This is a genomic window from Actinopolymorpha sp. B17G11, assembly GCF_040196095.1.
Classification (GTDB): domain Bacteria; phylum Actinomycetota; class Actinomycetes; order Propionibacteriales; family Actinopolymorphaceae; genus Thermasporomyces.
Window position 1 is genome coordinate 29,380 of record NZ_JBEFTW010000044.1, and the last position, 24,439, is coordinate 53,818.

Below are 24,439 nucleotides of genomic sequence, written 5' to 3' on the forward strand. Positions count from 1 at the left end.
CGTCGCGCCAGCGCTCCCGCATCCGTCGACTGGGCTGGGTTCTCGCCGACGCGGGCACCCGCATCGTTGCCCGTCCGCACAGGCCTTCCGCACCAAATCTGTCCCTCCTGTCCCGCGACCACCTCTCACCGGCGCAAACATCGCCGATCAGGAGGGACAGGCGAAGGGACAGCGGTGTCAAGCCGGGTCGCGAGCATGGGTCGCCAGCTCAGCAGCACGCATCAGTCCCGCACCCGACGGCATGCCTGCGACGCGGGCTGAAGCAGCTGCCAGCCGATGAATGTTTCATCCGCTCCTTTGGCATGCAGCTGCGGAGCCCTACACACGCGACGTCGCATTCACGTGGCGGCCCGGCCTGGGGCCCGCCGACTCACCCCGACCTTGGGGCGTTTAGGGGCAGGCGGCCGTAGATCATCGGATCCGGTCGGGTCCAGCCGGGTATGACATGAAGAAGCCTCCGACCTGAACGTGCAGGTCAGAGGCCGTTTCCAGGGGTGTGGCAGGTACTGGGTTCGAACCAGTGTAGGCGAAGCCGACGGTTTTACAGGCAGTGGGCATCCGTCATGTGACCAGCAGCTTCGCCAGCCGACGTCGGATCTCGCCGCGTACACGCCGTGCGGCGAATGGCAACGCTGGGGACTAGGTGACGAGCAGTGGGTAACGCCGTCGCTGTGCACCGGGTTTGACGGTGCGCGAGTTGCTCGCGCATCTCACCGCCGCAGCGAGCCTCAACCCGCGCGGTTGCAGGCGGGCGTGATCCGCTGACGGTTCGGCTTCGACGAGCAGGTTGCCATGCGGCTGGCCGAGCAGCTGGACGCACGCTGTCGAGACACGTTTACGGAGCGCACGGACCTACTGCGACGAGCTCGGAGGGAGACGGTGTCGCGACCATGCGCGACTGTTGTGGGATGGCCAGATGCTCCAGTCCAGCGAACCGGGCGGTATACGCACTGCGGATGGCACGAGTACCAGGCGCCGTTGGACGACCGAGCCACACTGATTCCGAAGCCTGCCTCAGCCGGTGTCCGCGGTTCCCAGGTCAGCCCCCAACTGTCCGCTCGAGAAACCAGATCATGCCGATGGCTGCGGCCGCGACGGCTACCGTGGCGATGGCCCGGTCGCCCACCGAGGTTCGACGCAGCAGCATGAGCAGTGGGAAGAGGACGGCGATCAGAACCAGTTGCACCACCTCGATCCCCATGTTGAACGCCAGCAATGACCAGAGCAGCTCCCACGACCAGCGCGCGTCGATGCCCAGCGCCCCAGCGAAGCCCAGCCCATGCAACAGTCCGAACGCGAACACGACCGGCAACCGCAGCTGTGTCGTCCGCTGGCCCACGGCCCCCCGCCCGACCAGGTGGAGCAGGGCTACCGCGGCGATGGACAACGCGATGAGGGGCTCGACGACATTCGCCAGCACGTCTACCACGCCGACCGCGGCGAGCAGGAAGGTGACGCTGTGCGCCGCGGTGAAGGCTGACGCGGCCGTCACGATGTCCCGGAGCCCGCGCGAACTGATGAGCAGGACGAGCACGAACAGGAGGTGGTCCGCTCCGAGTAGGAGGTGCTCGCAGCCGAGGACGAAGAACGCCCCCACCTGGTGCACGAGCCGCTGTTCGCGAGGGGTGACGGTCGCGCCGTCACTGGTCGGCGAGTCCTTGACGGTAGAGCTGATCTCCTGCTGGGATTGCGCGGCATCGAGGGCGGCCGAACCCTGCACGCCGCCGACGTCGTAGTGGACGATTGTCTTCGTGCTGTGGACGAAACTCTCGCCATCGGGGAAGAGCGCGCTGAAGATGGCGTGGACGCCGCCGGCGGCCCCGTCGCAGTCGTAGGCGAAGGTGAGCACCGCGAAGGCCCTGCCGCTGCGGACGCTCACGTCCGCCGGGCCGGACGGTCGGGCCTTGCACAGTCGGTCGTCGTATGAGACCTGGAACCGGTCGACGATGTAGGCGGCCACCGCGTCGGCGTTCAGTTCGAGCTGGCGTAGCTGCTCGGCACGCCCGGTGGCCTGGTATGCCTCGGCGTAGAGCCACGCCGACTTCATGAGCAGGTCGTACTCCAGCTCGAGGACGGCTTCGACGTCGATGCCGGTACCCGTCACCTCGGCGTAGGCGGTCGTCGTCGAGTCATGAGCATCCGCTGGGATGGCGGGCGCGAACAGCACGGCGATCGAGCCCAGGAGGACAGCGGCCTGGCCGAGGAGTCGCTGGACGGTCACCGCTCGCGGGTTGCGAAGACGCTCGGCCGCGACGACGTGGTGCCACCACCCGTCGACTGCGCCGTGACTATCCACGCGTAGGCCGTCCCCGGCTTGAGGCCCTGCCATGTCACCGACGCCATTTCGCCCGACGGGACCTGGGTTTCGCCGATCACGCCGACCGGTGCGTAGAGCGCCACCGAATCGGTGCTGAAGCTTGTGGTGCGGCTGGTGAGATCGACCGGGAGCACCATGTTGTCCTCGAGCCCGTTGTAGCGGTGGTTGCCGTCGTACTCGGTGGCACCGAAATCGTCGAGCATCGGGGAGTAGGTATCCACGGACATTTCGCCACGGTCCACGTCGAACTGGAGCATCCGGAGGAAGCTTGCGCCGAACTGGAGCTGGGCGTTCGGCTCGTAGCCGCCGACCTCCGTGAGCCCCAGCCGGTCCGCTGACACGGTGTAGAACTGGTAGTCCGCCAGCAGCTCGACCACCCCGTTGCCGACCTCGCCGACCTCGGGCTTCACGTTCGTTCCCACACCGTGCTCATGGCCGGCCAGGATGAGGAACACGTTCGGGTTGTCCTGGACCACCGTGTTGTAGAGCATCGAGCCGTCCGGCGCGGAGAACGTCGCGCCGCGACCGTCCGGTTTGCTCGACGGCGCCAGGTAGTCGTGCGACAGCAGGATGCCGTTGCGGTCCGGGAACCTCTTGAAGATCGAGTCGGCCCACTCTCCCTCGTCCCGGGTCACGCCGTAGGACAGGCCCACGACAACGAAGTCCAGACCGCCGGCCGAGAACAGGTCGTAGTGGTTCTGGTTGTCTCCCTCACGCCACGGGCCGCCGTACTCCGCGTCACTCCAGCGACCGGACGCAGCCGCGTAGCGGTCGGGGCCGTAGTACTGGTTGTAGATCGCGCCTGGGCCGTTCTCCGTGCCGGACTGGTTGTCGTGGTTGCCCGCGATCACGCCGTTGGCGACGCCCGCGTCGTCGAGCACCCGCTGCTGCTTCGAGGAGACCTCGAACTCGCCGACCACCTGTTCCTCAAGCTCGGGCGTCGCAGGCTTGCGGATGTTGTTCTCGATGATGTCGCCGGTGTGGGCGACGTACGCAATCTTGCGCTGTTCGTCGTTCTCGATGATCCAGTCGACGATGCCGGCGTACGCCGACTCCCAGACGGCACGCTCCTCGGCGGTCTCCTGCTCCACGGCACCCTCCGAGAGGTACTGGGTGTCGGTGAAGTGGACGATCGAGAAGTCGTAGGCGGCCGGGTCGTCGAAGTGGTCCTTCGAGCCGGGGTCGATGTCGTCGGCGAACGGGTCCTCGCCCGTGACCAGGACGTGCACTTGCTGCTCGTCGATGTAGTGCGGGCCCACCGTCGCCGTCAGCACAGTGGAGTCCTCGACCGCACCCCGGCGGCTAGCCAGCGCGTCCCAGCGCTGTGTCTGCAGGTTCCACGTACGTAGCGAGACGACCCGGGCGGGGTCGATGACGCCCTCCCAGCGCAGCACCGGGGACTCAATTGAGCCCTCCACCTGGACGTCGAACCGCTGGTAGGTCACGTCCCGACCGGCCAGCGACTCCAGCACGCCGGTGTCACCGGGTGCAAGCACCTTGGTGTCACCGATGTTCTGCTCACCAGGGACTCGCTGCGTAGTCGGGATCGACGAGGTGGAGCCCTGCCACCCCTGAGCGGGGGTGAGGATCTCGGTCTGCGAGAACGTCGCGGTCACCGGACCACCATCGGGCTCACCGACCCTGGCCTCCAGAGTCGTCGTCGTCTGCACGTCGGTGGCACCCGATGCAGGCGACAGGCCGGTCGGGTCGTCCGGGATGCCCGCTGACTGGAACACGATCTCGCGGGTGGCAGTGTTGCCGAGCGAATCCGTGCCCGTGACGGCGAGGGTGTGCTCACCGGCGGAAAGCCCGGGTCCGACGAGGGCACCCAGCTCGATACGCGTGCCGTCGAGCTTGACGTCCGGTCCGGACATGACGCCCGAGGCATCGTCAAGCTGAACATCCAGCGGCACCGATGACCTGATCGTCACGCTGGCGGCCGGCGTGCTGGCCGAGATCGTCGGGGCGGTGTTGTCCGTGAAGAGGGTGCGCGTGGCGGTCTGACCCGTGCCCGAGGTGGCGGAGAGCGTGTGAGGGCCGTCGGCGAGCCGGCTGGTGTCCAGATCGGCGCGCAGCCCGCGCGCGGGCGCGTCGACGGAGAACGCGAGGTCGACCTCGCGCAGCGCGGTCGTCGACGAGCCACAGTTGCCGTCACCCATGCTGTACGACGTCTGCAGCCCCTGGCCGGCGGCCGTGCCGTGCGCCGCGGTGAGGACGATATTGGAGATCGTGTAGTCGTCCCGGTTGTTTCCGCAGGAGGTGGGGAACGTACCCGTGACGAACCTGATGGTGTTGTCCCCCGGAACCAGCCATTCGTTGGGAACCGGGACGTCCACCCGCTCGCTGGCGAAGTCGCCACCGATGTCGAACTTCATGCCATTGACAAGTAGGAAGCTGTGGTACCGCTCCTCGATCGAGTTGGACCCGACCGTGAAGCTGAACGTCGCGTCGCCCGAGCCCAACGTGGGACGGCTCGGCACATCCGCGCCGTCGACGGTCAGGGACTCCACCGTCCCGCCGCCGGCGGCCGGTAGCGACGCGAAGACCGGCTGCGTCCCCCGGGCGATCGTGCCGTCCGCCGGGGTCAGTCGCGGCGCGCCCGACGGAGTGTTGTTGACCGTCACGGTGTGGCTCACCGACGCCCCCGAGGCGGTCCTTGCCACGATCTCGTGCTCGCCATTCCCGATGGTCGTGGTGTCCAGAACCGCAGACAGGCCAGTGGTGCGCTGCGGGTCGCCGAGGACGAAGAAGGTCAGCTCGGCACCCAGCCGCAGCGAGCTGTTGGAGCCACAATTGCCGTCACCGAAGGCGTAGGAGAACTCGTTCTCCTCACCGTCGGCCACCTCGCCCAGCAATTCCAGCCCAAAGTTCGACAGCACGAAGTCGTCGTGGTTGACCCCGCACGAGGTGGTGATCGTGCCGGTGATGACCTCGATCGTGTTCTCGCCCTGGACGAGGTGCTCGTTCGGGATGTCGAGGCTGGCCCGCTCGTTGACCAGGTCGGGAATGTCGATCCGGTGCTCGCCATTGACCAGGACGTAGTTGTGGTAGCGGGCCTCGGTCGAGTTGCTGCCCACGTCGAAGCTCAGCCGAGACACGCCCATGGTCTGGTCGGCATCGAGGGCCTTACCGTCGATCGTCAGGCCGGTCACGTCGTCGTCGGCGACGGTCGGGACTGCGGCGACGGTCTGGTTGCCTTCGAGATAGGCGCCGTCATCAGGGGTGAGCACAGGCGGGCTCGTCGGCGACGGATCCGGCTTCCCGGGTGGCGCTGCGTCCGCGGGCGTCACGAACCATCCCGTGGTGAAAAGCGCTGCGGCGGCCAGGGCCGCCAAGAATGTGGTCGAAGACCTGGTTCCTGCATGCCTGCTCGGAGCAGGACGGAATGGCCTGCGGCGCATCAGGGCGCCATCCTCTCAGGGGTCGGAGCGAGTAACGGCCTACTCGCCCCGTGTGTGCAAACCTCGAGACGGGCCGAGTGAATGATGGCGAGGTTCGGTGAACGGCGACGTGATCACCGGCAACGCCTCAGCAAACGAAGTGGTGCCGTTCGGTGCCACCGGGGTTCGATTCGCCGAACTGCAACGAGGCGCCAACCGCGAGCGTGGGCGTGCCTCGTGGCGCAAGGACACACCGAATACTTCGGATGCTTGGTCTCGGGCGCGAGTACGCCTTCAAGACGAAGAGGTACGGAGGGCGTTTGGTCCGCTCCCCCAGGATGCGGCTCGGCCCTCTCCCGGTCGCCCCTTCGTCATTGCGAAGCTACCTGGGTCGCTCAGGATGAATCGCCCACGACCCGGGCAGTTCATCTGTAGCAAGGAGCAGTTGTATGCGCCCCATCTTCACCGCGGCCCTCGCGGGCGTCGTTCTTGCGGCGGCGGCGGCAACGGCCGCGGTCGCGAACTCCGCGCACACCGGGGAGCAGCGCCGCGAAGACCCGGTGGTCGCAGCGTTCGCTAACACGACACGGTCAGCTCCGTGGCGGGAGGTCCAGCGGATTCCGTTGCGCTTCCCGACACATCACCCGCAGGGCTTCGCGCTCGTCGGGGACAAGATCTTCATGTCAACCGTCGAGATCACCGAGGCACCAGTGCGTTACCCGGAACCCGTCGACGGCTACGACCGTACGCCGGGCAAGGGCGTCGGGCACGTCCTGGTCCTGGACCGTCAGGGCAGGCTGGTGAAGGACGTCACGCTCGGCGAGGACATCATCTACCACCCCGGTGGCATCGACTTCGACGGCACCTCGGTGTGGGTGCCCGTCGCCGAGTACCGTCCGAACAGCAACGCCATCGTCTACCGTCTCGATCCCAGGACCTACCGGGTGTCGGAGGAGTACCGGGTCCGCGATCACGTCGGCGGGGTGGTTCGCGACCGGACCACCGGCAACATCCACGGCGTCAGTTGGGGTTCGCGCACGCTGTACTCCTGGACGCCGGCCGGGCGGCAGCTGTCGACGCAGCCGAACAACGATCACCTGCTCGACTATCAGGACTGCGACTACGCCGGCTGGCGCAAGCAGATCTGCTCCGGCATCACCGGCCTGCCGACCGCGAACGGCACCACCTATGAACTCGGCGGAATCGTTCTACGCGACCTGCGGGACAACCGGATCCTCCACCAGGTTCCTTTCCCCAGGTTCTCCACCGCGGGGCACGCCGTGACCCGCAACCCGGTGGCGCTCGAGGTGTCAGATGACAAGCTGCGCCTGTTCGCGGCGCCGGATGACGGTGAGGAGGCCGCCGGCACGGAGCTGATCATCTACGAGTCGCCGCCGGGTTGACCGCACCCCGCGCGGACCGGCGAGCCCCGACTCACGCGGCTCGACGAAACGCCATCCGGATTCCGTAGCAGGTCACCAGCCGCTAGACACGTGAAGGTTCGAAGCTAGGCAGTGCATGTGGCACCGGGCCGACCCGGCGGCGTTGCGGCCGGTCGGGCCGCTGGTGACCGGTTCGGGCCGCTGGTGACCGGTTGGGGCCGCATCTGGCAAGTGATCGAACTGTTCGCGGCTCTTCGACGTGCCTTCGTGCAGTGCGACGGGGGCGCGTGCGCCCAGGACCATTAACCGGTGCGTACGTGTCGATGGAATCGTTCACGGAGCGAGAAGGAGTCGACATGGCAGTGACACCAGGAGCACTGACACCGGGTACCCCGCAGGGCTGGAGCCGGCGGACGTTTCTGACCAGGCTCGGCGCGACGGGCGGCGCGACGGCAATGTACGGGGCCATGGATGCACTCGGCCTAGTACCGTCGCCGGCCAACGCCGAGACCGTCGAGTTCGTGCCGCCCCGGCCTGGCGACCTGCCGGCCGGAGCGACCGGCCGGCGAAGGGTGGCCATCCTGGGCGCGGGCACGGCCGGCCTGACGGTGGCCTACGAGTTGGGCAAGGCGGGCTATGACTGTCGCGTCCTCGAAGCACGTGACCGGCCAGGTGGCCGCGCACTGACGATCCGTCGCGGAGACCGGCACACCGATACCGATGGCGTGACGCAGGTCAGCGGCTACGACGCCGGGCAGTACTTCAACGCTGGACCGTCCCGGATCCCGAGCCACCACCTGACGATCGACTACTGCAAGGAGCTCGGCGTCGCTATCGAGCCGATGGTCAATGCCAACGCACAGGGCCTCTACTATCACGAGAACACCCCGACCGTGGACTACGGCCCGCTGGCGAGCACGTCTGTTACCCATAGGCAGGCAAAGGCCGACTGGTACGGCTACGTTTCGGAGCTTCTGGCCAAGGCCGTCAGCCAAGGTGCACTCGACGACGTACTCACCGCAGACGACGCCGAACGGCTGGTCGAGTTCGCACAGAGTCTCGGGGGACTCAGTGGCGGGCGCTACGTCGGCAACAACAGGCGTGGCTATACCGAGGCGCCGGGTGCCGGCGACCAGCCTGGTGTTGTCGACGCCCCGCCACCGCCACTGTCGACAGTCCTGCAGAGCCGGTTCGGGGAGCGGTTTGCGTTCGAGTTCGGCTTCGACCAGGCGATGATGATGTGGCAGCCGGTCGGCGGCATGGACAGGATCAGTGCGGCGCTCGCGGACGCGGTCGGACGGGCCCGGATCTCCTACAACGCGTGGGTCACCGACATCAGTAACACCTCGACAGGTGTGCGAGTCACCTACCGCCAAGGTTCAGACGTCAGGTTTCTTGACGCCGACTACTGCGTGGCGACCATCACGCCGATGGTGCTACGGACGATCTCGTCAAATTTCTCGACCGAGACCAAGGAGGCCCTCGCAGTCCCTGTCGGCGCCAACACCGGCCGGATGGGGATCCAGTTTCGGCGACGGTTCTGGGAGGAGGACTCCAGCATCTTCGGCGGAGTCACCCACACCAACCTCGACGTGTCCGGGATCTACTACCCGTCGTACGGCTACTTCGGCCGCAAGGGCGTCGTGGTCGGCTACTACTCGGGCGCCTACACGAACCTCACCGTCCCCGACCGCATCACCCGGGCCCTCGATCAGGGCGTCAAGATCCACGGGAACGCATACCGAGATGAATACGAAAACGCGTTCTCCGTCGCATGGCCCAAGAACCCCTACACACTCGGGGCCTGGGTCCAGTGGCCCGGCGGACGGGGAGCCGCCTACACCCACCTTCTCCAACCAGACGGCAACGTCTACTTCGCCGGCGATCACCTGAGCTACTACACCGCCTGGCAGAACGGCGCATTCCTGTCTGCTCGTAAGGTCGTCATGGACCTGCACGCACGAGCCGTCGCCACCGCGTAGCCCTGCGGTCCAGTGTCTCTTCAGTGACCTAGGGCAATCGCCGACCTGCCGGCCCCCGCACCGCTCGGTCAGGCTGGCCATCACGGCGGCCAACGGCCAGGCCGCAGGAATAGCCGGACTGCTGGTGTGCGCGCAGACCGGCATCGCCCTACCGGCCGCGGGGACCGGCTACGAGCTGCAGGTCCTCACTGCTGTGCTCGTCGGTGGCACGAGCCTGGTCGGGATCGACCAGCCCCCGGCGAGGTGATTGCTACCGCCGAGCCCGGGCGCCAGCTGCCTCCCACGCGGGAGGCGGTGAGCGGCGGTGCCGGCCACATCGAGCACCCGGAGCCGAGAGCGGCGCCAGCTTCGTCGGACCAGTGGCCGGTACTGGCTGGTGCTTGTCGTCTTGCCGTCGATCTGGCGCCACCTGTTGCTCATGTGCGTCAGAAGGATCGTGTCTGACGCATTCTTCGAGCTTCAGCATCTGCTGAGATGGGGTGGAGATCGGTGCGAAGGTTTGCCAGGCGCGGGTTCTCGGGCTGGCGGGGGCGGCAGGGCTCGGTACGGCATGGACCCTGAGCGGGTTCTCCGAGGCGAAGGCGTGGGGTGCTCCGGCGTTCTCCGGTGACCCGTTCCAACTCGGTGTGGCCTCCGGCGATCCGGAGCCGGATGGCGTCGTGCTGTGGACACGACTTGCTCCCACGCCGCTCGCCGAGGACGGGCGTGGCGGCATGCCCGAGCTGACGGTTCACGTGGGCTGGGAGGTCGCCGAGGACGAGCGGTTCCGGCGAATTGTCGTACGCGGGAAGCAGAAGGCCACGCCCGAGCTCGGGCACTCCGTGCACGCGGAGGTCACGAAGCTGCGACCTAGCCGCGACTACTTCTACCGGTTCCGGGCCGGCGACGCAGTGAGCCCGGTGGGTCGGACCAGGACGGCTCCGGCAGGCGGCGCGATGCCGGACGAACTGAGGTTCGCGTTCGCGTCCTGCCAGAACTATCCCGACGGCTTCTACACCGCGTACCAGCACATGGCGCAGGAGAACCTCGACGTGGTCGTCCACCTCGGCGACTACATCTACGAGGGTTCAGCACAGGGCAGCATCGGCAGGGGACATCTGCCGGCCGCGGAGATCTTCTCGCTCGCCGACTACCGGATCCGCCACGCGCAGCACAAGACTGACCCGGACCTCCGGGCGGCGCACGCCGCGTTCCCGTGGATCGTCACCTGGGACGACCACGAGGTGGAGAACAACTACGCCGACGAGAACTCCTCCGACCCCGATCAGTCGCCGGAGGAGTTCCTCCAGCGACGGGCACTGGCCTACCAGGCGTACTACGAGCACCTTCCGTTGCGGCGAAGCTCGTTGCCGCATGGTCCTGACCTGCAGCTCTACCGCAGGGTGGGGTACGGGCAGCTGGCGGAGTTCCATGTCCTGGACGGACGCCAGTACCGCAGCGACCAGGCGTGCGGAGACGGACTCGTCGTGCCATGTGAGGAAGCCGCCGATCCTGCCCGGACCATGCTCGGTACGGCGCAGGAGCGCTGGCTTGCGAACGGGCTGGCCGCGTCTAAGGCCAGGTGGCAGATACTCGCCAACCAGGCGGTGATGGCCGAGGCCGACCGCGACCCCGGACCCGGGAAGCTGCTGCCGATGGACAACTGGAACGGGTACGAGCCGGCACGTCAACGACTCCTCGACGCAGTCGCCGAACGGGGTGTCGAGAACCTCGTGGTGATCACCGGCGACGCCCACGCCAGCATGGTCACCGACCTCAAGCTCAACTTCGACGACCCCGCCTCGACCACCGTCGGCGCGGAGTTCCTCGGCACGTCGATCACCTCTGGTGGTAACGGGTCGGCGATGGACACGCGTGGCCAGGAGTGGCTGGCCGCCAACCCCAACATGAAGTACTACAGCGGTCTGCGTGGCTACGTCCGCTGCTCAGTGACCGACGACGAGTGGCGTGCTGACTACCGTCTCGTGCCTTTCGTACGAACGCCCGGCGCACCAGTCCACACCGACGCCAGCTTCGTCGTCGAGGCCGGACATCCCGGCGTCCAGCTCGACACGTCCTCGGCCGTGTGACGGTCGCCGGTCCCGTCCGCGTCCATCTGCGCGTATCCATTCGTACGAACGACCCGCAGGCCGGCAGATCGCCGGCCAGGAGCTGAGTGAAGATGTCTTCAGACCTGTAAACGGCGTAGCCTGCTCCGGGCCGGAGGCCTGCTGGCGGCCGGGGGGAGTGTGAACATGCTGCCGGGCGTCGCGTTCGCCGCACCTCTGCAGCCAGACGCGCCGCGGCGGCGGGCATGCCGGACGCGTACAAGCGGGTAAGCATGTCGATGCACACGCACTCCTGCTTCAGCGAGGGCGGCGGCTTCGCCGTCCCCCGAACGAGGGGCCGGTTACTGACACGGCACATGTATTCGTCGACGAACCGCACAGCCCGGCCGAGCCAGGCAAGGCAATGCTGGTGGTCGCGACCGGGCCCGAGTCTGCGTGGGCAGCCACCTACCTGTGGGCGGATCCCGGCAACAGCCCGGCGCGCCCAGCTCTCGTGGTACGGCGAGAGGACAGCCAGGAGGGTGGCGACCATCACCATCCGTCAGGACGGCGGTCTCGACATCGCCCCGCCCTCCGACCCCATCCATGCGACATCCGCCGGCCGCGACAGCTCCCTCCTCGAAGAGGTCAGAGCGCTGCGGCAAGCGATGGCTCACGTGCGAACACGGATCGACGACCACGACTCGGCGCGGCCTGCTGCCGCGACCCGGATGATCGGACACGTGACGGCCCATACGCAACTTTGGAATCGTCACATCGAGTGGCGCGACGGCCGTGCAGTCTTCGGTGGACTCAGCACAGCTGGGTGGTGGCCAGGGTGAGCGTGTCCACCGGAAGAGTGGGGAGGGCCCATCTCGGGTCGCGTCGCCAGCCGAGCCAGCGGTCCTCGAACGGCCCTGCACGTTCCTTCAGCAGGGCGATGACCTGTTCCCGTGCCTGCTCGACGCGACGGTGATCGGTATCGGTGATCACACCGAGCCGTCGAGCTTGGTTGTACTCCTCTTCATCCTTCCAGCGGAAGGACAGGTCCGAGTCGATGACCAGGTCCAGCAGGAGATCGAAGGTGTCGATACCGATCGGGGTTCGTCGGTACGGCCGAACGAAGTCGACGTACCAGCCGTGCGGCTGCTCGGCGCCTACGAAGAACAGCGAGACACTGAAGAACATGCCGGGCATCAGAATATCGAGCTTCGTGGTGTGAGGACCGCTGACGCTCTAGCTCCCCAGAACGTCGAATCGCTGGGACGTCTTTGTCGTTCGCCCGTACGGGTCAGTGCTCCTGATGGTCACCGTGTGCTCGCCGGCTCCCAACTCCTGCGGGACCGGGACTGTCCAGATGTGTGAGGACGGTTCCGGGTTGACTGGCCGTTCGGAGCCTTCCAGACTCTCCCGGAGGGCTCGGATGTAGGTGTCCAGGTTGCCGTTCGGGTCTCCGTCCGTCAGACCGAATGACGGCGGGTTGTAGTCCATCGGGCCGAATTTTCCGTCGTCGAAGCGGACTTCAACCCGGTGCCGTTCGCCTCCGTCGAAGACGTTCGCCTCTACTAGAGGTATCTGCGTATCGTTCCAGTCGCCGGCTGCGAACCGCGGCGCTGGGCTGATGCCGCCGGACCCGCTCGGCCCGGACGGAATCCAGACGGGTACTCCGTTGCTGAGCGTCCGATTCCCCTCGCCACCGCGGAAGGTGATGCGCATCTGGAAGTCATCTGGGAGGCTGGCGGGCTTGTAGCGCATCCGGTAGTCGTTGCCTTCCACGTCGAGGAAGTAGTAGCCGTTGGGGTTGCCATCCGCCATGTCGGCGGCGGGGACTCCGCGCGCGTCGGTCGGGCCGGTGCTCCAACCTCCGCCGCGGACCTCGGCGAGAACCTGGTGGTGGAAGGTGCCCTTGCCCGGCCACACTGCCGGGTTGGCGCCGGGTGGTGTCGGGCCCATCTCTCCAGGCTCCATGTAGGTCTGCCAGCTGTTCGACGTGTCATGGCCGGAGGTGCTGAAGATGTGCTTACGATCCTTGAGCACCTCGAAGAGCTGGTCGAGGTTCACGGTGTTCTGAGCCTGGTCCCCGATAGCCTCGGTCCTGAGCGGGATGTGTGTAGTGATGACGATCAGTTTGTCCTTCGAGACATAGGCAAGATCGTTGGCAAGCCACTCCAGGCGACGCTCGTCGAGGTAGCCGCGGTACCCGCGTCCTTCCCCGAGGTAGTCGATATTGTCCATGTTGACGAAGTGCGCCTGACCGTAGTCGAAGGAGTAGTCGGTCGGCCCATAGACGCTCTTGTACGTCTCGGTGGCGTACGTGTCGTCTGGTACGTCGAAGTTGATGTCGTGGTTGCCGGGCAGGTTCCACCACGGGACACCCATCGTCGCGATGATCTCATTGTGCGGCCCGAACAGATCCAGAGGATCATTGACGACATCGCCGGCCGTCACTCCGAAGGACGCGTCGGTGCCGGTGAGCTCGTTCGCCACATCGGTGCGAAGGTCATCCAGCTCGGCGAGGGTTGTCGTCTGCGGGTCGGCGAAGACGAGCGCCTGGAATGTGTCGGACTCCTTATCCGCGTACAGGGGGAAGTTGACGGACTCGGGCAACGGACCGGTTGGTGAGATTCCGGGATAGTCGGTCTCGACCGGCGAGCCGTTGGGGTAATGGATGTAGTAGAACTTCGGCAGCTGCTTGTCGTCGACGGGGACCATGTAGCCCGACGGCTTGGTCACGAAGATGATCGTCTCGTCAGTCACATTGATGCGGTAACGCCCGTTCCTGTCAGTGCGCACGACCTCGCGACCGTTGGAGACCGACACGTGACGGACACCAGGTTCCTGAGCGTCCTGCTTTCCGTTCTTGTTGCGGTCCTCGAACACCACGCCGGTGGCGACCTGCGGCTCGGTCGCCGCGGCCTGCGCCCAGGAAACCGCCGGTTCGAACGCCGGCTTGCCCATCGCCACCATTGCCAGGGAGAGCGTCCCCGCGAAGAGCGTCCTGTGCATTACCTTCTTGTTGAACCATCGGGTCTCGGCCATGTTCGGCACCTGTCATCGGTTCCTTTCTCGACTGTCTTCTGTCTATGCGTTCGTGAGCGGAAGCCGGAGTTGGCCGTCGTTGAACCTGCCGTCCATCGGCCGATGCGGAAAAGGGCTGTTCAGCTATGCCAGTACGAGCCTCTCGACGAACCACACGACGCCGACGGTCGTGATCACACCGGTCGCGCCGAAATGTACGTACCGCGACCACGTGAACGTGCGTACGAAGAGGAACATCGGGAGGAGCAAGGCCACCATGAGCGCCTGCCCGAGCTCGATGCCGACGTTGAAACTCACCAGCGACGAGACCGCCGACCAGTCAAGATCGCCACTGAACTGGAGCGCTCCGGCGAAGCCCATGCCATGCAGGAGGCCGAAGCCGAAGACCACCGGCAACTGATACCTCGCTCCAGGTCTGCCGAGGGCGTTGGCGGCGGCGACGTAGGCGATGGACAGGGCGATCAGCGGCTCGACGACGGACGACGGCACGGTCAACACGTCGATGGCGGCCAACACCAGCGTGGCACTGTGCGCCAGCGTGAACGCGGTCACCACGCCCAGCACCTCGCGCAGTCCTCTGGCACCGATCAAGAGTGCTACCACGAAGAGGACGTGATCCAAACCGCCGAGGATGTGATGGAAGCCCAAGGCAGCGAAACGGTACACCTGGCGGACCAGGCTTGCCTCGCCCACGAGCAGTTCCCTGTGCTCGGCGTCGAAAACGAATTCCCCCGTCTGGCCCGCCAGGTGGTAGCTGGCCACATTGCCATGTCCCGGGTCCAGATCCCCCACGAGCACCGAGTACCGGATCTCGTACTCGCCTGTACCCGGGCAGTCAAACAGCACCGAGACACGTGCGTAGGGCTGCTCGAAGCGCTGCTCGACACCCGTGTCCTCGACAACGGCGTCGCAGACCACTCCGTCCACGAGCACCTGCAGATGCCGATCGAGGTACTCGGCGGCCTCGTCCTGGCCCCTCTTCAGCTCCCGCTCGGCGTCATCGGTTGAGATGTCCCCCGGCTCACCTACACCGGCGACCGTCGCGAACGCTGCATAGTCGACAACCAGCTCGTAGCGCACGTCGTCGCCCTGTTGGGCGATCTCGGAGAAGCCCTGGGTATCCAGCGTATGAGCAGCTGCCGGACCAGGGAGCAGGCAGACGGCCCATACCGAGGCGAGAACGACCGCGAGGAACGTCATCGACTCGGTGCGTGCCGATCCCCTCCCTGGCCGCGGCGAGCGGTCCGCGCGCCGGTCGCTTCCGACCGTGCTTCTCCGCCTGGACACCCCAGAACCCCCACTCAGAATGGCGGCCTGCACGCACGCCGGCCTGCCTGCTTGACAGACCTGCGTGCGCAGCCCCGAAGGCCGTGCCCTTTCGACATCCCAAATCAAAGACCGCGAGAATGACAAGACCACCAGTTGCCGCGCGAACTCCTGATGAACACGGCTGGTCTGCCGGATCGGCGTCCGAGCCCCCACACGATGGCATGTGCCGCCCGCGAGCACCTGGACGATCCGCAGCGCGGCGCAGCTGGGAGTGCCCGGCACCGGACCCGCCTGACGCGAGCGGCACGGCGGCATCGCTCGAGGACACCACTGCCACTACGCGAGGACCAGACTGGGGCCGACGTCAGCCGCACGTACGTCGGCCCCTATGTGGCTATCTGGCGGCCTCAGCCGGTGGGTAGCTGGAGCACTGCCTGCACAGGCAGGTGGTCGCTCGGGAACTGGCCGTTCTTTTGGAAGGTGTTGATGAAGCCCACACGGGTCCGCACCTGAGGTGTGGTCAGAATCCAGTCGATACGGCTTCCGCCCGGCACGAGCGGCCGGTAGCCGTGGAAGGTGGCGTACAACGGACTTCGCGACTCGGCCACTTCCCAGCTGTCCAGGAACGGACCGTTGGCCACGAGCATGTCGTTGACAGTTTGGCCGGCTGCCGCTGGTTCGTTGAAGTCGCCGGTGATCACGATCGGGAGGTCTGGGTCGAATCGTCCGGTCCGCTGGAGCATCAACTGAGCCGACTTCGCTCTCGCTTCGGCGTCGAATGCCTCGAAGTGCGTGTTGACAGAATAGAACTCGACGTCGGCCTCGCTGTCGTAGAAGCGAATCCAGGTGACCATGCGCGGACAGCAGCCGCCCCAGGTCTTCGAGCCCACCACGTCCGGAGTGTCGGACAACCAGTAGTGGCCGTACTCCAGCGGATCGAGCCGGCGACTGTCGTAGAAGATCTGCATGGCCTCGCCCTGCGAGCCACCGTCCCGCCCCTGCCCGATGCTGTCGTAGTACGCGGGCAGGTCGGCCTGGATGTCTCGCAGCTGCTGGTAGAGACCTTCCTGGGTTCCGATCAGATCGGGGAGTTCTCTGCGGAGCAGTTCACGCATGACCGGACGCCGCTCCTGCCAGGAGTTCGGCGGCGTGCTGCTGGCGAACCGAAGGTTGAACGACATCACGTGCAGCTCACCGCGGTATACCGGGCCAATCCCTTCCACTGCATCGGTCGTTGCAGCGGAGGCGCTGACCGAGGGTGCCATCAGCACACTCGCGAGCGCAAAGAAGACGCCGAACACGCCCAAGGTTCGACAGCGTGAGGACAGGCTGAGCATGGGACCTCCCGAATGGATACGACCGCCCTGCGGCCAACCGGAAGAACGCTAGGAGTGCTGTACTTCCGCCACGGGTACGGCCGGTAGCCCAACAGTGAAGACCTGCCGCACAGGGTTTCTCGACCAAGCCCCTCGCGCAGGCGCTCCAGTCCACACGGACGCGTTCCTCGTTCGAGGCGGCTGCCGACCGGCATTTGACGAATACTGATGCTCCAGCCCCTGCGTCAATGGCACGTGGATGCGAGGTGGGTGTTCATGGGCAGCGACAGCTACAACCGGGCCTCGCTGCGCCGCAACGGCGAGGCCGGCCCGCTGCAGACGATTGCGGCGAGGGTCTTCCTTACGGAGCGAACGTCTTCGCGATACAGCCGTCGGGGACAGCTCCGTGAGCCGAGCCCGTGCGTACACGCCGGCATCGCAACCCGCGTACTGACGTGCCTTCAGTCCGATGGTGGGAGCTCGACCGTGTAGAGAATGCTGCCGTCGATGTCGCGGAGCCTTACGGTCATGGCTCGGGTGTCGCGGTCGATGGCGACCTCGCCGAAGAACTGGTAGCCGAACGCCGGGTTGCCAACGTCGGCGGTGGGCGCAGCCTGCGAGTAGACCACCTCCGGGCCGAAGGTGGCATCGATCCGGTTGGGTTCCGGGGCGACCCCGACGGCGGCGTTGAGCGGGCCTGAGACGAACTCCCAGAAGGGGTCGAAGTCGGTGAACCTCGCACGGGCGGGGTGGTAGCGGTGGGCGGCGGTGTAGTGGACGTCGCCCGTGACCCACACTATTCCGGTGATGCGGTGGCGTTTGGCGTAGGAGAGGAGGTCGGCGATCTCGAGCTCCCGGCCGAGCGGTTTGCCTGGCTCGCCCTGCGCGATGGCCTCGATCGCGGCGCCGTCGGGGACGACGAGACTGATCGGCAGGTCCGCTGCAAGCACCTTCCAGGTGGCCTGGGAGGCCCGCAGCTGTTGCTTGAGCCACTCGAGCTGCCGGCGTCCAAAAACGCCGCCGTCGCTCGCTGTCTCGAGTCCGGTGGTGTTCGGATCCTTGTAGGACCGCATGTCGATCACGAACACATCGAGCAGGTCGCCGTACCGCTGCACCCGGTAGATCCGGCCTTCGTCGTCGCTGCGGATGCTGGTCGGAAGGTACTCGTGGAAGGCCTGGCGGGCGCGGGCGGCGAGGACGTCGACCCGCTTCTCGGTGTAGCGGCTGTCGTCGAGAATCTCGCCCGGGTACCAGTTGTTCGTGACCTCGTGGTCGTCCCAGGAGTTGATCTGCGGAACCTCAGCGTTGAACCGGCGGAAGTTCTCGTCAAGCAAGTTGTAGCGGTAGTTGCCGCGGTACTCAGCCAGAGTCTCGGCAACCTTGGACTTCTCCGGCGTGATGATATTGCGCCACACAGTACCGTCGGCCAGCGGCTTCTCGGCCGGGATCACGCCGTCGGCGTAGATCAGGTCACCGGAGCAGAGGAAGAAGTCTGGGGCCAGCCTCCGCATCGACTCGAAGATGCGGTAGCCGCCTCGGGAAGGGTCGATTCCCCAGCCCTGACCGCCGAGGTCGGCCGACCAGAGGAAGCGGATGTCGGCGACTCCGGCAGGCGCGGTGCGGAATCGGCCGACCACAGGTTCTCCTGCGCGCGTGTCGTCATCGGGATCGGAGAGCACAACACGGTAGAACACGTCCTGACCTGCGGGCAGTCCGCGGAGGACTGTCTTGCCGGTCAGGTCGCTGCCGTGGCCGAGAACTGAACCGGTGACCCGTCGTACCCGACGAAACGACTCAGTCGGACTGACCTCGACGAACATCCGTGCCGGCCGATCCGCCCGCGCCCACACCACTGCGGATGTCGCAGAGACGTCGCCAGACTGGACGCCGTCACTGACCGCCGGGCGTCCGGACCGGACCAAGCCCGCCGCGGCGGCCGCGGGCATGGGCAGAAGCAAGGAGGCTCCGCCCACCCCGCCCGCGAGAAGCACCGCGCGGCGGCTGGGACCACGAGCGGTCCGGTCACCCGGGACGGAGGATGCAGGCGAGTTCAGCACGAGATGGCTCCAGGGATCGAACGACTGTTGTCCTCCAGATCCAGCCAGCCGAATCGAAACCGGCGATGTCCCAGACGGGAAGCGCATGCGAAGTAAGGGATAAGCCGTTCCCCGAATCTCGAGCAGAACAGTGGCCGAGCACTCGCCGACGCGGATTCAGGCGCGTCACCTGCGTTCCTGACCAACCTGGTCCAGTTCACCTCGTGCATTCGCCGCACCTGTGCCGGCCACGACACAACAGACCGAGACGGCAACCGGCAAGTTCGAGCCCAGCATTCCCGACTGGTACTACATCCCTCGACGTTCCACAGGGTGCCCGGCAGATCGACGTCGTCTACTCATCCGACGGCCCACAGAACGTGCTCGCATCGGCATGCTCGGGCAAGGGCTTCCAGCTGGGTGCCAGCGGACTTCGTGACTGGTCGGGAGGGTCCCGCGATCGGTGCTCAACCGCGTGGCAGGCCACACCGGGCTACACCGCAGGGTCGGTCATGCAGTTGCCTCGTCGCACGACAGTGTCAACGATCAGCAATGTCAACGATCAGCCCGCTGTGGCGGCCAGTTCCGTGGCCGGTCTGCCGAACGGAACGATGCGGTCGGGTTCACGGCCGTAGCCGTCGATCTCGAAGCGGTCCTCGAGGACCCGCACAGTCGCGTACGCGTTCGTGTCGAGCTCGACCATGCCGTGGAACGTCACGAAGTGCTTGCCGCCGGCGAAGCCGTAGTTGCCGTGGTGGTTGTGCCCGTTGAACCAGGCGACCACGTTGTCGTACGAGGTAACCAAGTCGACCAGCTCGTCGTCGTTCCAGGTGTTGTGGACGTTCTTCGGGTAGATCGGGTGGTGAGAGTTCAGCACCACCCTCTCGCCGCGGGAGCGGGCGCCGTCGAGGACGCGGCGCAGCCAGGCGAGCTGCTCCTCTCCCACCGCGCCGTTCCAGGTCTGGGCGTTGACCGCACCCTCGGCCGTGAGCCGGTCAAGCATCGCGCGGGCCAGCTCGTACTTCTCCGAGCCCTTGGGATTGGCGTAGAGGCTGATGTCGTTGGTGTCGACGACGACGAAGCGCCAGCCGTTGCGGCGGAAGTGGTGGTACGGCGCCGGCATACGCAGAGTCTCGAGCAGCTCGCCCAACGGCATCTGGAAGTCATGATTGCCGAGAACGTGGAACTTCGACATCCGCAGCTTCTCGAATGTCGGCACAACGTCGGCGAAGCTCTCGGCGAACCGATCGACAAAGTCGCCCAGATGAAGGGCAAAGTCCAGGTCGGCATCGTTGAACGCCGCCACCGCCTCGCGGAGCTTGTGCACCGACTCGCGGTAATGGCGAGTACCGGCAGTATCGACATCGGCGTACTGGCAATCCGCGATCACGCCGAACCGGAGCGGCTCTACGGCACCGGCCGGTCCAGCTCCGATGCCGAACGGCACCGTGGCGGCGCCGAGCGCTGACAGGCCGAGAAGCCGCCGCCGGCTCGGAGTCCAGTCCTGGATCAGGTCGCGAGAACGTGGGCGAGTCACAGTGAACCTCCTGCATCGTGGATTGTGGCCAGGAAATTGCCTCACCGTGTCTAGCCACAGACCCTGCAACGGCTCTCCAGTGAATAGGACCTGAAGCTTCCCGCCGGCGACGCAAAGCCGGTCCTCACCTCCGCCAGCACGTCCAAACTTCGCCGCGCATACGCCGCGCTGTCGCCAAACACGGCCTGATGGGCGACACCGTACAGGCGCCTGGTGAGTAGCCGGGGGCATCTCAGCCCCCGGCTCTCGTAGAACCGTGCGACGAGGAGCCGGACCGCTGGATCGATGCGGGAACCCCGGACCGAGGCGCCGCCGATGCGGTGATCTCGGCTCACCGGGGTGCGCTCACCCTGGCACCGGAGAACACGCTCAAGTCCTACGAGTACGCCTTCGCCTACGGCGTAGAGCTGGTCGAGGTCGACGTTCAACAGACCCGGGATGGACGGTTCGTGGCGCGGCGGCGAGTACGACGGGTCACAGGTCGCATCGGTCGAGGAGGTGCTCGACCTCGCACGGCGTGTTGGCGGCGGGCTTGAGCTCGACATCAAGGGGTCGGTGACCGAGGAGCGCAAGCTCGCCGAGCTAGTGTCCTCCGCCTGAAATTCGTCGGGTAAGTGTAGGTTTGGTGGATGGCGAGGACTGGGCGGCCGAAGGCTGAGCTTGTGTTGAGCGATGAGGAGTGCCAGACGTTGACGCGGTGGTCGCGTCGGGCGAAGTCGTCGCAGGCGTTGGCGTTGCGATCGCGGATTGTGCTGGCGTGTGGTGAGGGGGCGAACAACGCTGAGGTCGCTGCCCGGCTCGGGGTGAATCCGGCGACGGTGAGTAAGTGGCGTCGTCGCTTTGTGGACAAGCGTCTTGACGGTTTGGTCGATGAGCCGCGGCCGGGTCGGCCACCGTCGATCCTGCTGGACAAGGTTGAGGAGGTCATTACCGCGACGTTGGAGGAGACGCCTGCGAATGCGACGCACTGGTCGCGGGCGTCGATGGCTGCCCGTTCGGGGTTGTCGGAGTCGACGATCGGGCGGATCTGGCGGAAGTTCGAGCTCAAGCCGCACCTGAGTGATGGGTTCAAGCTTTCCACCGATCCGATGTTCGTCGAGAAGGTGGTCGACGTGATCGGCCTGTACCACAACCCGCCGGACAAAGCGGTGGTGTTGTGCGTGGATGAGAAGTCCGGCGTGCAGGCCCTGGACCGGTCCCAGCCGGTGCTGCCCGCGATGCCTGGGATGCCGGAGCGGCGCAGCCATGACTACGTCCGCCACGGGGTGACCAGCCTGTTCGCCGCGTTCAACATCGCCGACGGCACGGTCATCTCCCAAACCCACCGGCGACGCCGCGCGAGTGAGTTCAAGAAGTTCCTCATCGGGATCGACAAAGCGGTACCAGACCAGCTCGACGTCTACCTGGTCTGCGACAACCTGTCCACCCACAAGACCCCCGCCATCAACGACTGGCTCGCCCGCCACCCACGCTTCCACATGCACTTCACCCCAACCGGATCCAGCTGGATCAACCAAGTGGAGCGCTGGTTCGCCTTCCTCACCGACCAACTCCTACGCCGCGGCGTCCACAAAAGCGTCCAAGCGCTGGAGAAAGACGTCCGCGAGTGGATCAACAACTGGAACAAGAACCCAAGACCGTTCGTCTGGAAGAAGACCGCCGAGGAGATCCTCGACTCCCTCGCCCGATATATCGCACGAATTTCAGGCGGAGGACACTAGCGGGAGTCACCGGCATCGCCGGTGCCACCTGCCTGCTGTCGGCCATGGTGCTGTCCACCGTGCACCGCGTCGTCCCCACACTCGACCAACCCACCCTGATCGACACCATCATCGAAGCCTTACCAGCAGACCCGACCAGCCAGCCAGCAGCCGAGACCAGACCGACCGGGCGATCTATCAACCCAGCGGCAGCAACGCCATCGGACACCATCCGGAAGTAGGCCAGCGGTGCCAACGGCGTGCAGCAGATGGCGTACCGATCGGGAGATCGGACGCCAGCGCTCACGCCCCAGAAGCAGGACCTGGAGGTCATCGTGCGGATCGCAGTAGTCGTCGCCGTCATCTGGCTCCTCATCGGAGCGCTAGCAGCAGCCCAACGCGACTACTTCCAGAACGCTGAGGCAAGCTGCGCCGAGGCCGGCAACGTGGCGATCACAGTCGTCGCTGGCCCGTTGAACTACGTCGGCGTCAACCCGAGGATCAAGTGCAAGGTCCCCCAGCCATCGTCCTAGCTACTTCGACCTGAAAAAGGCTGGGCTTCGGTAAGCAGGGGGTTGGCCGTGTCCCTGCTGGCCGCCAGGTCGGTGCGCAGGCCGGTAGACACCTGCCAGCCCACGATCACCCGGGGTGAAGACGTCCAGGACGAACGCGACGTAGCTCCAACCGGCGTGTTGCATGTGTACGCACCTCCCGTAGGGAGCGTCGGCTCCGAATCCGTGCCTGCATGGTCACGAAGCACCGCTCACCTTCGGCACTGGTACGAGGATCAGCTGTGCCGTGCCTGCCTGCCAGAGTGGGTTGGGAGGTGTGTGGCGATCAGCCGGAGCAAGTGGTTGGTGTCGACCGGTTTGGTGACGTATTCGGTCGCGCCGGCGGCGAGGCCTTCCTCCCGGTCGCCTTTCATCGCGTTGGCCGTGACGGCGATGAGGGGCATGTTGTGATGGGATGGCATTGTCCTGATGCGGGTCATGGTGGCATTGCCGTCCATGTCGGGCATCATCACGTCGATCAAGGCGAGTCCGATGTCGTTGTGGTCGTCTAGTGCGTCTATTGCTGCTTGACCGTTGTCGACAGATACGACGTTCAGCCCGTGCTGCTCCAGGGCAACCTTTAGTGCGTTGACGTAGCGTGGATCGTCGTCGGCGACGAGGATCTTCTCGCCGTGGAACTGTCGAGGATTGGGTGGCGGCAGCGCTCCAGCTCTATCGCGTATGTTTTGATCGTGCGTTCCCTCGTCTACGCCGAACAGCCCGGCCACTCGCGCAGCGCTGACTTCTGTGTCTCCATCTTCGCCAGCCTGGGTGGTTCTGCCGACGGGTAGGAAGAGAGTGAAGCTGCTGCCTTGTCCCTCCTGGCTGTGTACCTGCAGCTCGCCGCCGAGCAGGCTGGTGAGTTCCTTGCTGATGGAGAGGCCGAGGCCGGTGCCGCCGTAGGTGCGGCTTGTCGTTCCGTCGGCCTGGCCGAAGGCCTCGAAGATGTGGGCGAGCTTGTCAGGTGGGATTCCGATTCCGGTGTCTTCGACATTGAACGCGATCCGTCCGTGCGCCGATTTGAGCGCGGGGTTGGTCACCTCGGACTGTCCGGCCATCTGGATGTGGAGACGAACAGCTCCCTTGTGGGTGAACTTGATCGCGTTGGAGAGCAGGTTACGCAGGATCTGCTGTAACCGCAGGCGGTCGGTCTCTAGGCTGATCGGTACCTCAGAGGAGACGGTCACCGCCAGGTCCAGATTCTTGTCGGCGGCGAGCGGCCGGTACAGCGAATCGATGTAGGTCACCAAGCCTTCTACCGTGACCGGGACTGAAACCAGGTCCATGTGCCCGGCTTCCACTTTGGCCAGATCAAGGATGTCGTTGATCAGCTGCAGCAGGTCGTTGCCCGCCGAGTGGATGGTCTGGGCGAATTCGACCTGCTGATCGGTGAGGTTGCCTTCGGCGTTGTCGGCGAGCAGCTTCGCCAGGATCAGCGCGCTGTTCAACGGTGTACGCAACTCGTGGGACATGTTGGCCAGGAACTCTGACTTGTACCTCGATGCCAGCGACAACTGCCGAGCCCGCTCCTCAAGCTCCCGGCTGGCCAGCTCGATGTCGCGCTTCTGGCTGGCCAGCTGCGCCGTAGCGTCGGCTAGAGCGGCTACCTCACCTCTTGCCTCGACGATAATCCCCTCGCGATTCTCACCTTCAGCAAGGGCACTGGCAGCGGTCGAGATACTGCGGACCTGGCGGGTCAGGTTGGCCGCCATGACGTTGACGCTGTCGGTGAGGTTTTTCCAAGTGCCGGCAACACCAGGTACCCGCGCCTGTCCGCCGAGCCGGCCCTCAGTGCCGACTTCGCGGGCGACCCGGGTGACCTCCCCGGCGAATTGGGACAGTTGGTCGACCATGGTGTTGATAGTGGACTTGAGTTGGAGGATCTCACCGTCGGCGTCCACGT

16 protein-coding genes and 1 pseudogene are annotated in these 24,439 nt (G+C 65.9%); 8 read left to right on the forward strand and 9 right to left on the reverse strand.

The genetic code is table 11. From position 1 onward, the window contains the following. Positions 1 to 1,039: 1,039 nt before the first annotated feature. On the reverse strand, positions 1,040 to 2,296 hold the full coding sequence (locus ABN028_RS30815) for a HupE/UreJ family protein (RefSeq protein ID WP_349699041.1): 1,257 nt from the start codon (positions 2,294 to 2,296) through the stop codon (positions 1,040 to 1,042). Continuing rightward, positions 2,218 to 5,607, reverse strand: coding sequence for a metallophosphoesterase (locus ABN028_RS30820; RefSeq protein WP_349699042.1), 3,390 nt, complete (start codon positions 5,605 to 5,607; stop codon positions 2,218 to 2,220). The genes ABN028_RS30815 and ABN028_RS30820 overlap by 79 nt, the downstream gene beginning before the upstream one ends. A 539-nt stretch (positions 5,608 to 6,146) precedes the next feature. Between ABN028_RS30820 and ABN028_RS30825 the strand changes: the two genes are divergently transcribed. From ABN028_RS30825 to ABN028_RS30840, 4 genes are all read left to right on the forward strand, one after another. Then, complete coding sequence (locus tag ABN028_RS30825) at positions 6,147 to 7,100, forward strand: DUF6454 family protein (protein ID WP_349331516.1); 954 nt, start codon at positions 6,147 to 6,149, stop codon at positions 7,098 to 7,100. A gap of 335 nt (positions 7,101 to 7,435) precedes the next feature. Beyond that, positions 7,436 to 9,061, forward strand: coding sequence for a flavin monoamine oxidase family protein (locus ABN028_RS30830; protein ID WP_349699043.1), 1,626 nt, complete (start codon positions 7,436 to 7,438; stop codon positions 9,059 to 9,061). A 73-nt stretch (positions 9,062 to 9,134) separates the two neighbouring features. Continuing rightward, on the forward strand, positions 9,135 to 9,308 hold the full coding sequence (locus ABN028_RS30835; RefSeq protein WP_349331532.1) for a hypothetical protein: 174 nt from the start codon (positions 9,135 to 9,137) through the stop codon (positions 9,306 to 9,308). Positions 9,309 to 9,540: 232 nt separating this feature from the next. Next, complete coding sequence (locus tag ABN028_RS30840) at positions 9,541 to 11,130, forward strand: alkaline phosphatase D family protein (protein ID WP_349699044.1); 1,590 nt, start codon at positions 9,541 to 9,543, stop codon at positions 11,128 to 11,130. Positions 11,131 to 11,901: 771 nt separating this feature from the next. Here ABN028_RS30840 and ABN028_RS30845 read toward each other — a convergent pair. From ABN028_RS30845 to ABN028_RS30870, 6 genes are all read right to left on the reverse strand, one after another. Next, a complete protein-coding gene (locus tag ABN028_RS30845; protein WP_502877649.1) occupies positions 11,902 to 12,291 on the reverse strand; it encodes a ribonuclease FAU-1 family protein in 390 nt (129 codons plus the stop codon). A gap of 33 nt (positions 12,292 to 12,324) precedes the next feature. Continuing rightward, positions 12,325 to 14,127, reverse strand: coding sequence for a calcineurin-like phosphoesterase C-terminal domain-containing protein (locus tag ABN028_RS30850; protein WP_349699045.1), 1,803 nt, complete (start codon positions 14,125 to 14,127; stop codon positions 12,325 to 12,327). A gap of 123 nt (positions 14,128 to 14,250) precedes the next feature. Beyond that, positions 14,251 to 15,327, reverse strand: coding sequence for a HupE/UreJ family protein (locus ABN028_RS30855; protein WP_349699046.1), 1,077 nt, complete (start codon positions 15,325 to 15,327; stop codon positions 14,251 to 14,253). Positions 15,328 to 15,803: 476 nt separating this feature from the next. Then, entirely contained in the window at positions 15,804 to 16,577 is a 774-nt protein-coding gene (locus ABN028_RS30860; protein ID WP_349699047.1) for an endonuclease/exonuclease/phosphatase family protein, read from the reverse strand. A gap of 596 nt (positions 16,578 to 17,173) precedes the next feature. Further along, positions 17,174 to 18,658, reverse strand: a complete 1,485-nt coding sequence (locus ABN028_RS30865) for an alkaline phosphatase D family protein (protein WP_349699048.1) — start codon at positions 18,656 to 18,658, stop codon at positions 17,174 to 17,176. Between the two features lie 652 nt (positions 18,659 to 19,310). Beyond that, positions 19,311 to 20,285, reverse strand: coding sequence for a metallophosphoesterase (locus ABN028_RS30870; RefSeq protein ID WP_349699049.1), 975 nt, complete (start codon positions 20,283 to 20,285; stop codon positions 19,311 to 19,313). A gap of 320 nt (positions 20,286 to 20,605) precedes the next feature. Between ABN028_RS30870 and ABN028_RS35545 the strand changes: the two are divergent. From ABN028_RS35545 to ABN028_RS30885, 4 genes and pseudogenes are all read left to right on the forward strand, one after another. Beyond that, positions 20,606 to 20,683 (forward strand): annotated as a pseudogene (locus ABN028_RS35545) (hypothetical protein); the annotation flags it as partial. Between the two features lie 40 nt (positions 20,684 to 20,723). After that, complete coding sequence (locus ABN028_RS30875) at positions 20,724 to 20,885, forward strand: hypothetical protein (RefSeq protein ID WP_349699050.1); 162 nt, start codon at positions 20,724 to 20,726, stop codon at positions 20,883 to 20,885. Between the two features lie 29 nt (positions 20,886 to 20,914). Beyond that, on the forward strand, positions 20,915 to 22,006 hold the full coding sequence (locus ABN028_RS30880; RefSeq protein ID WP_349699051.1) for an IS630 family transposase: 1,092 nt from the start codon (positions 20,915 to 20,917) through the stop codon (positions 22,004 to 22,006). A gap of 314 nt (positions 22,007 to 22,320) precedes the next feature. After that, positions 22,321 to 22,518 (forward strand): hypothetical protein, encoded by a 198-nt coding sequence (locus ABN028_RS30885; RefSeq protein ID WP_349699052.1) that lies wholly within the window; start codon positions 22,321 to 22,323, stop codon positions 22,516 to 22,518. Positions 22,519 to 22,772: 254 nt separating this feature from the next. Here the strand turns inward: ABN028_RS30885 and ABN028_RS30890 are convergent. Further along, the coding region (locus ABN028_RS30890) for an ATP-binding protein (RefSeq protein WP_349699053.1) at positions 22,773 to 24,439 on the reverse strand (1,667 nt) is incomplete at its 5' end.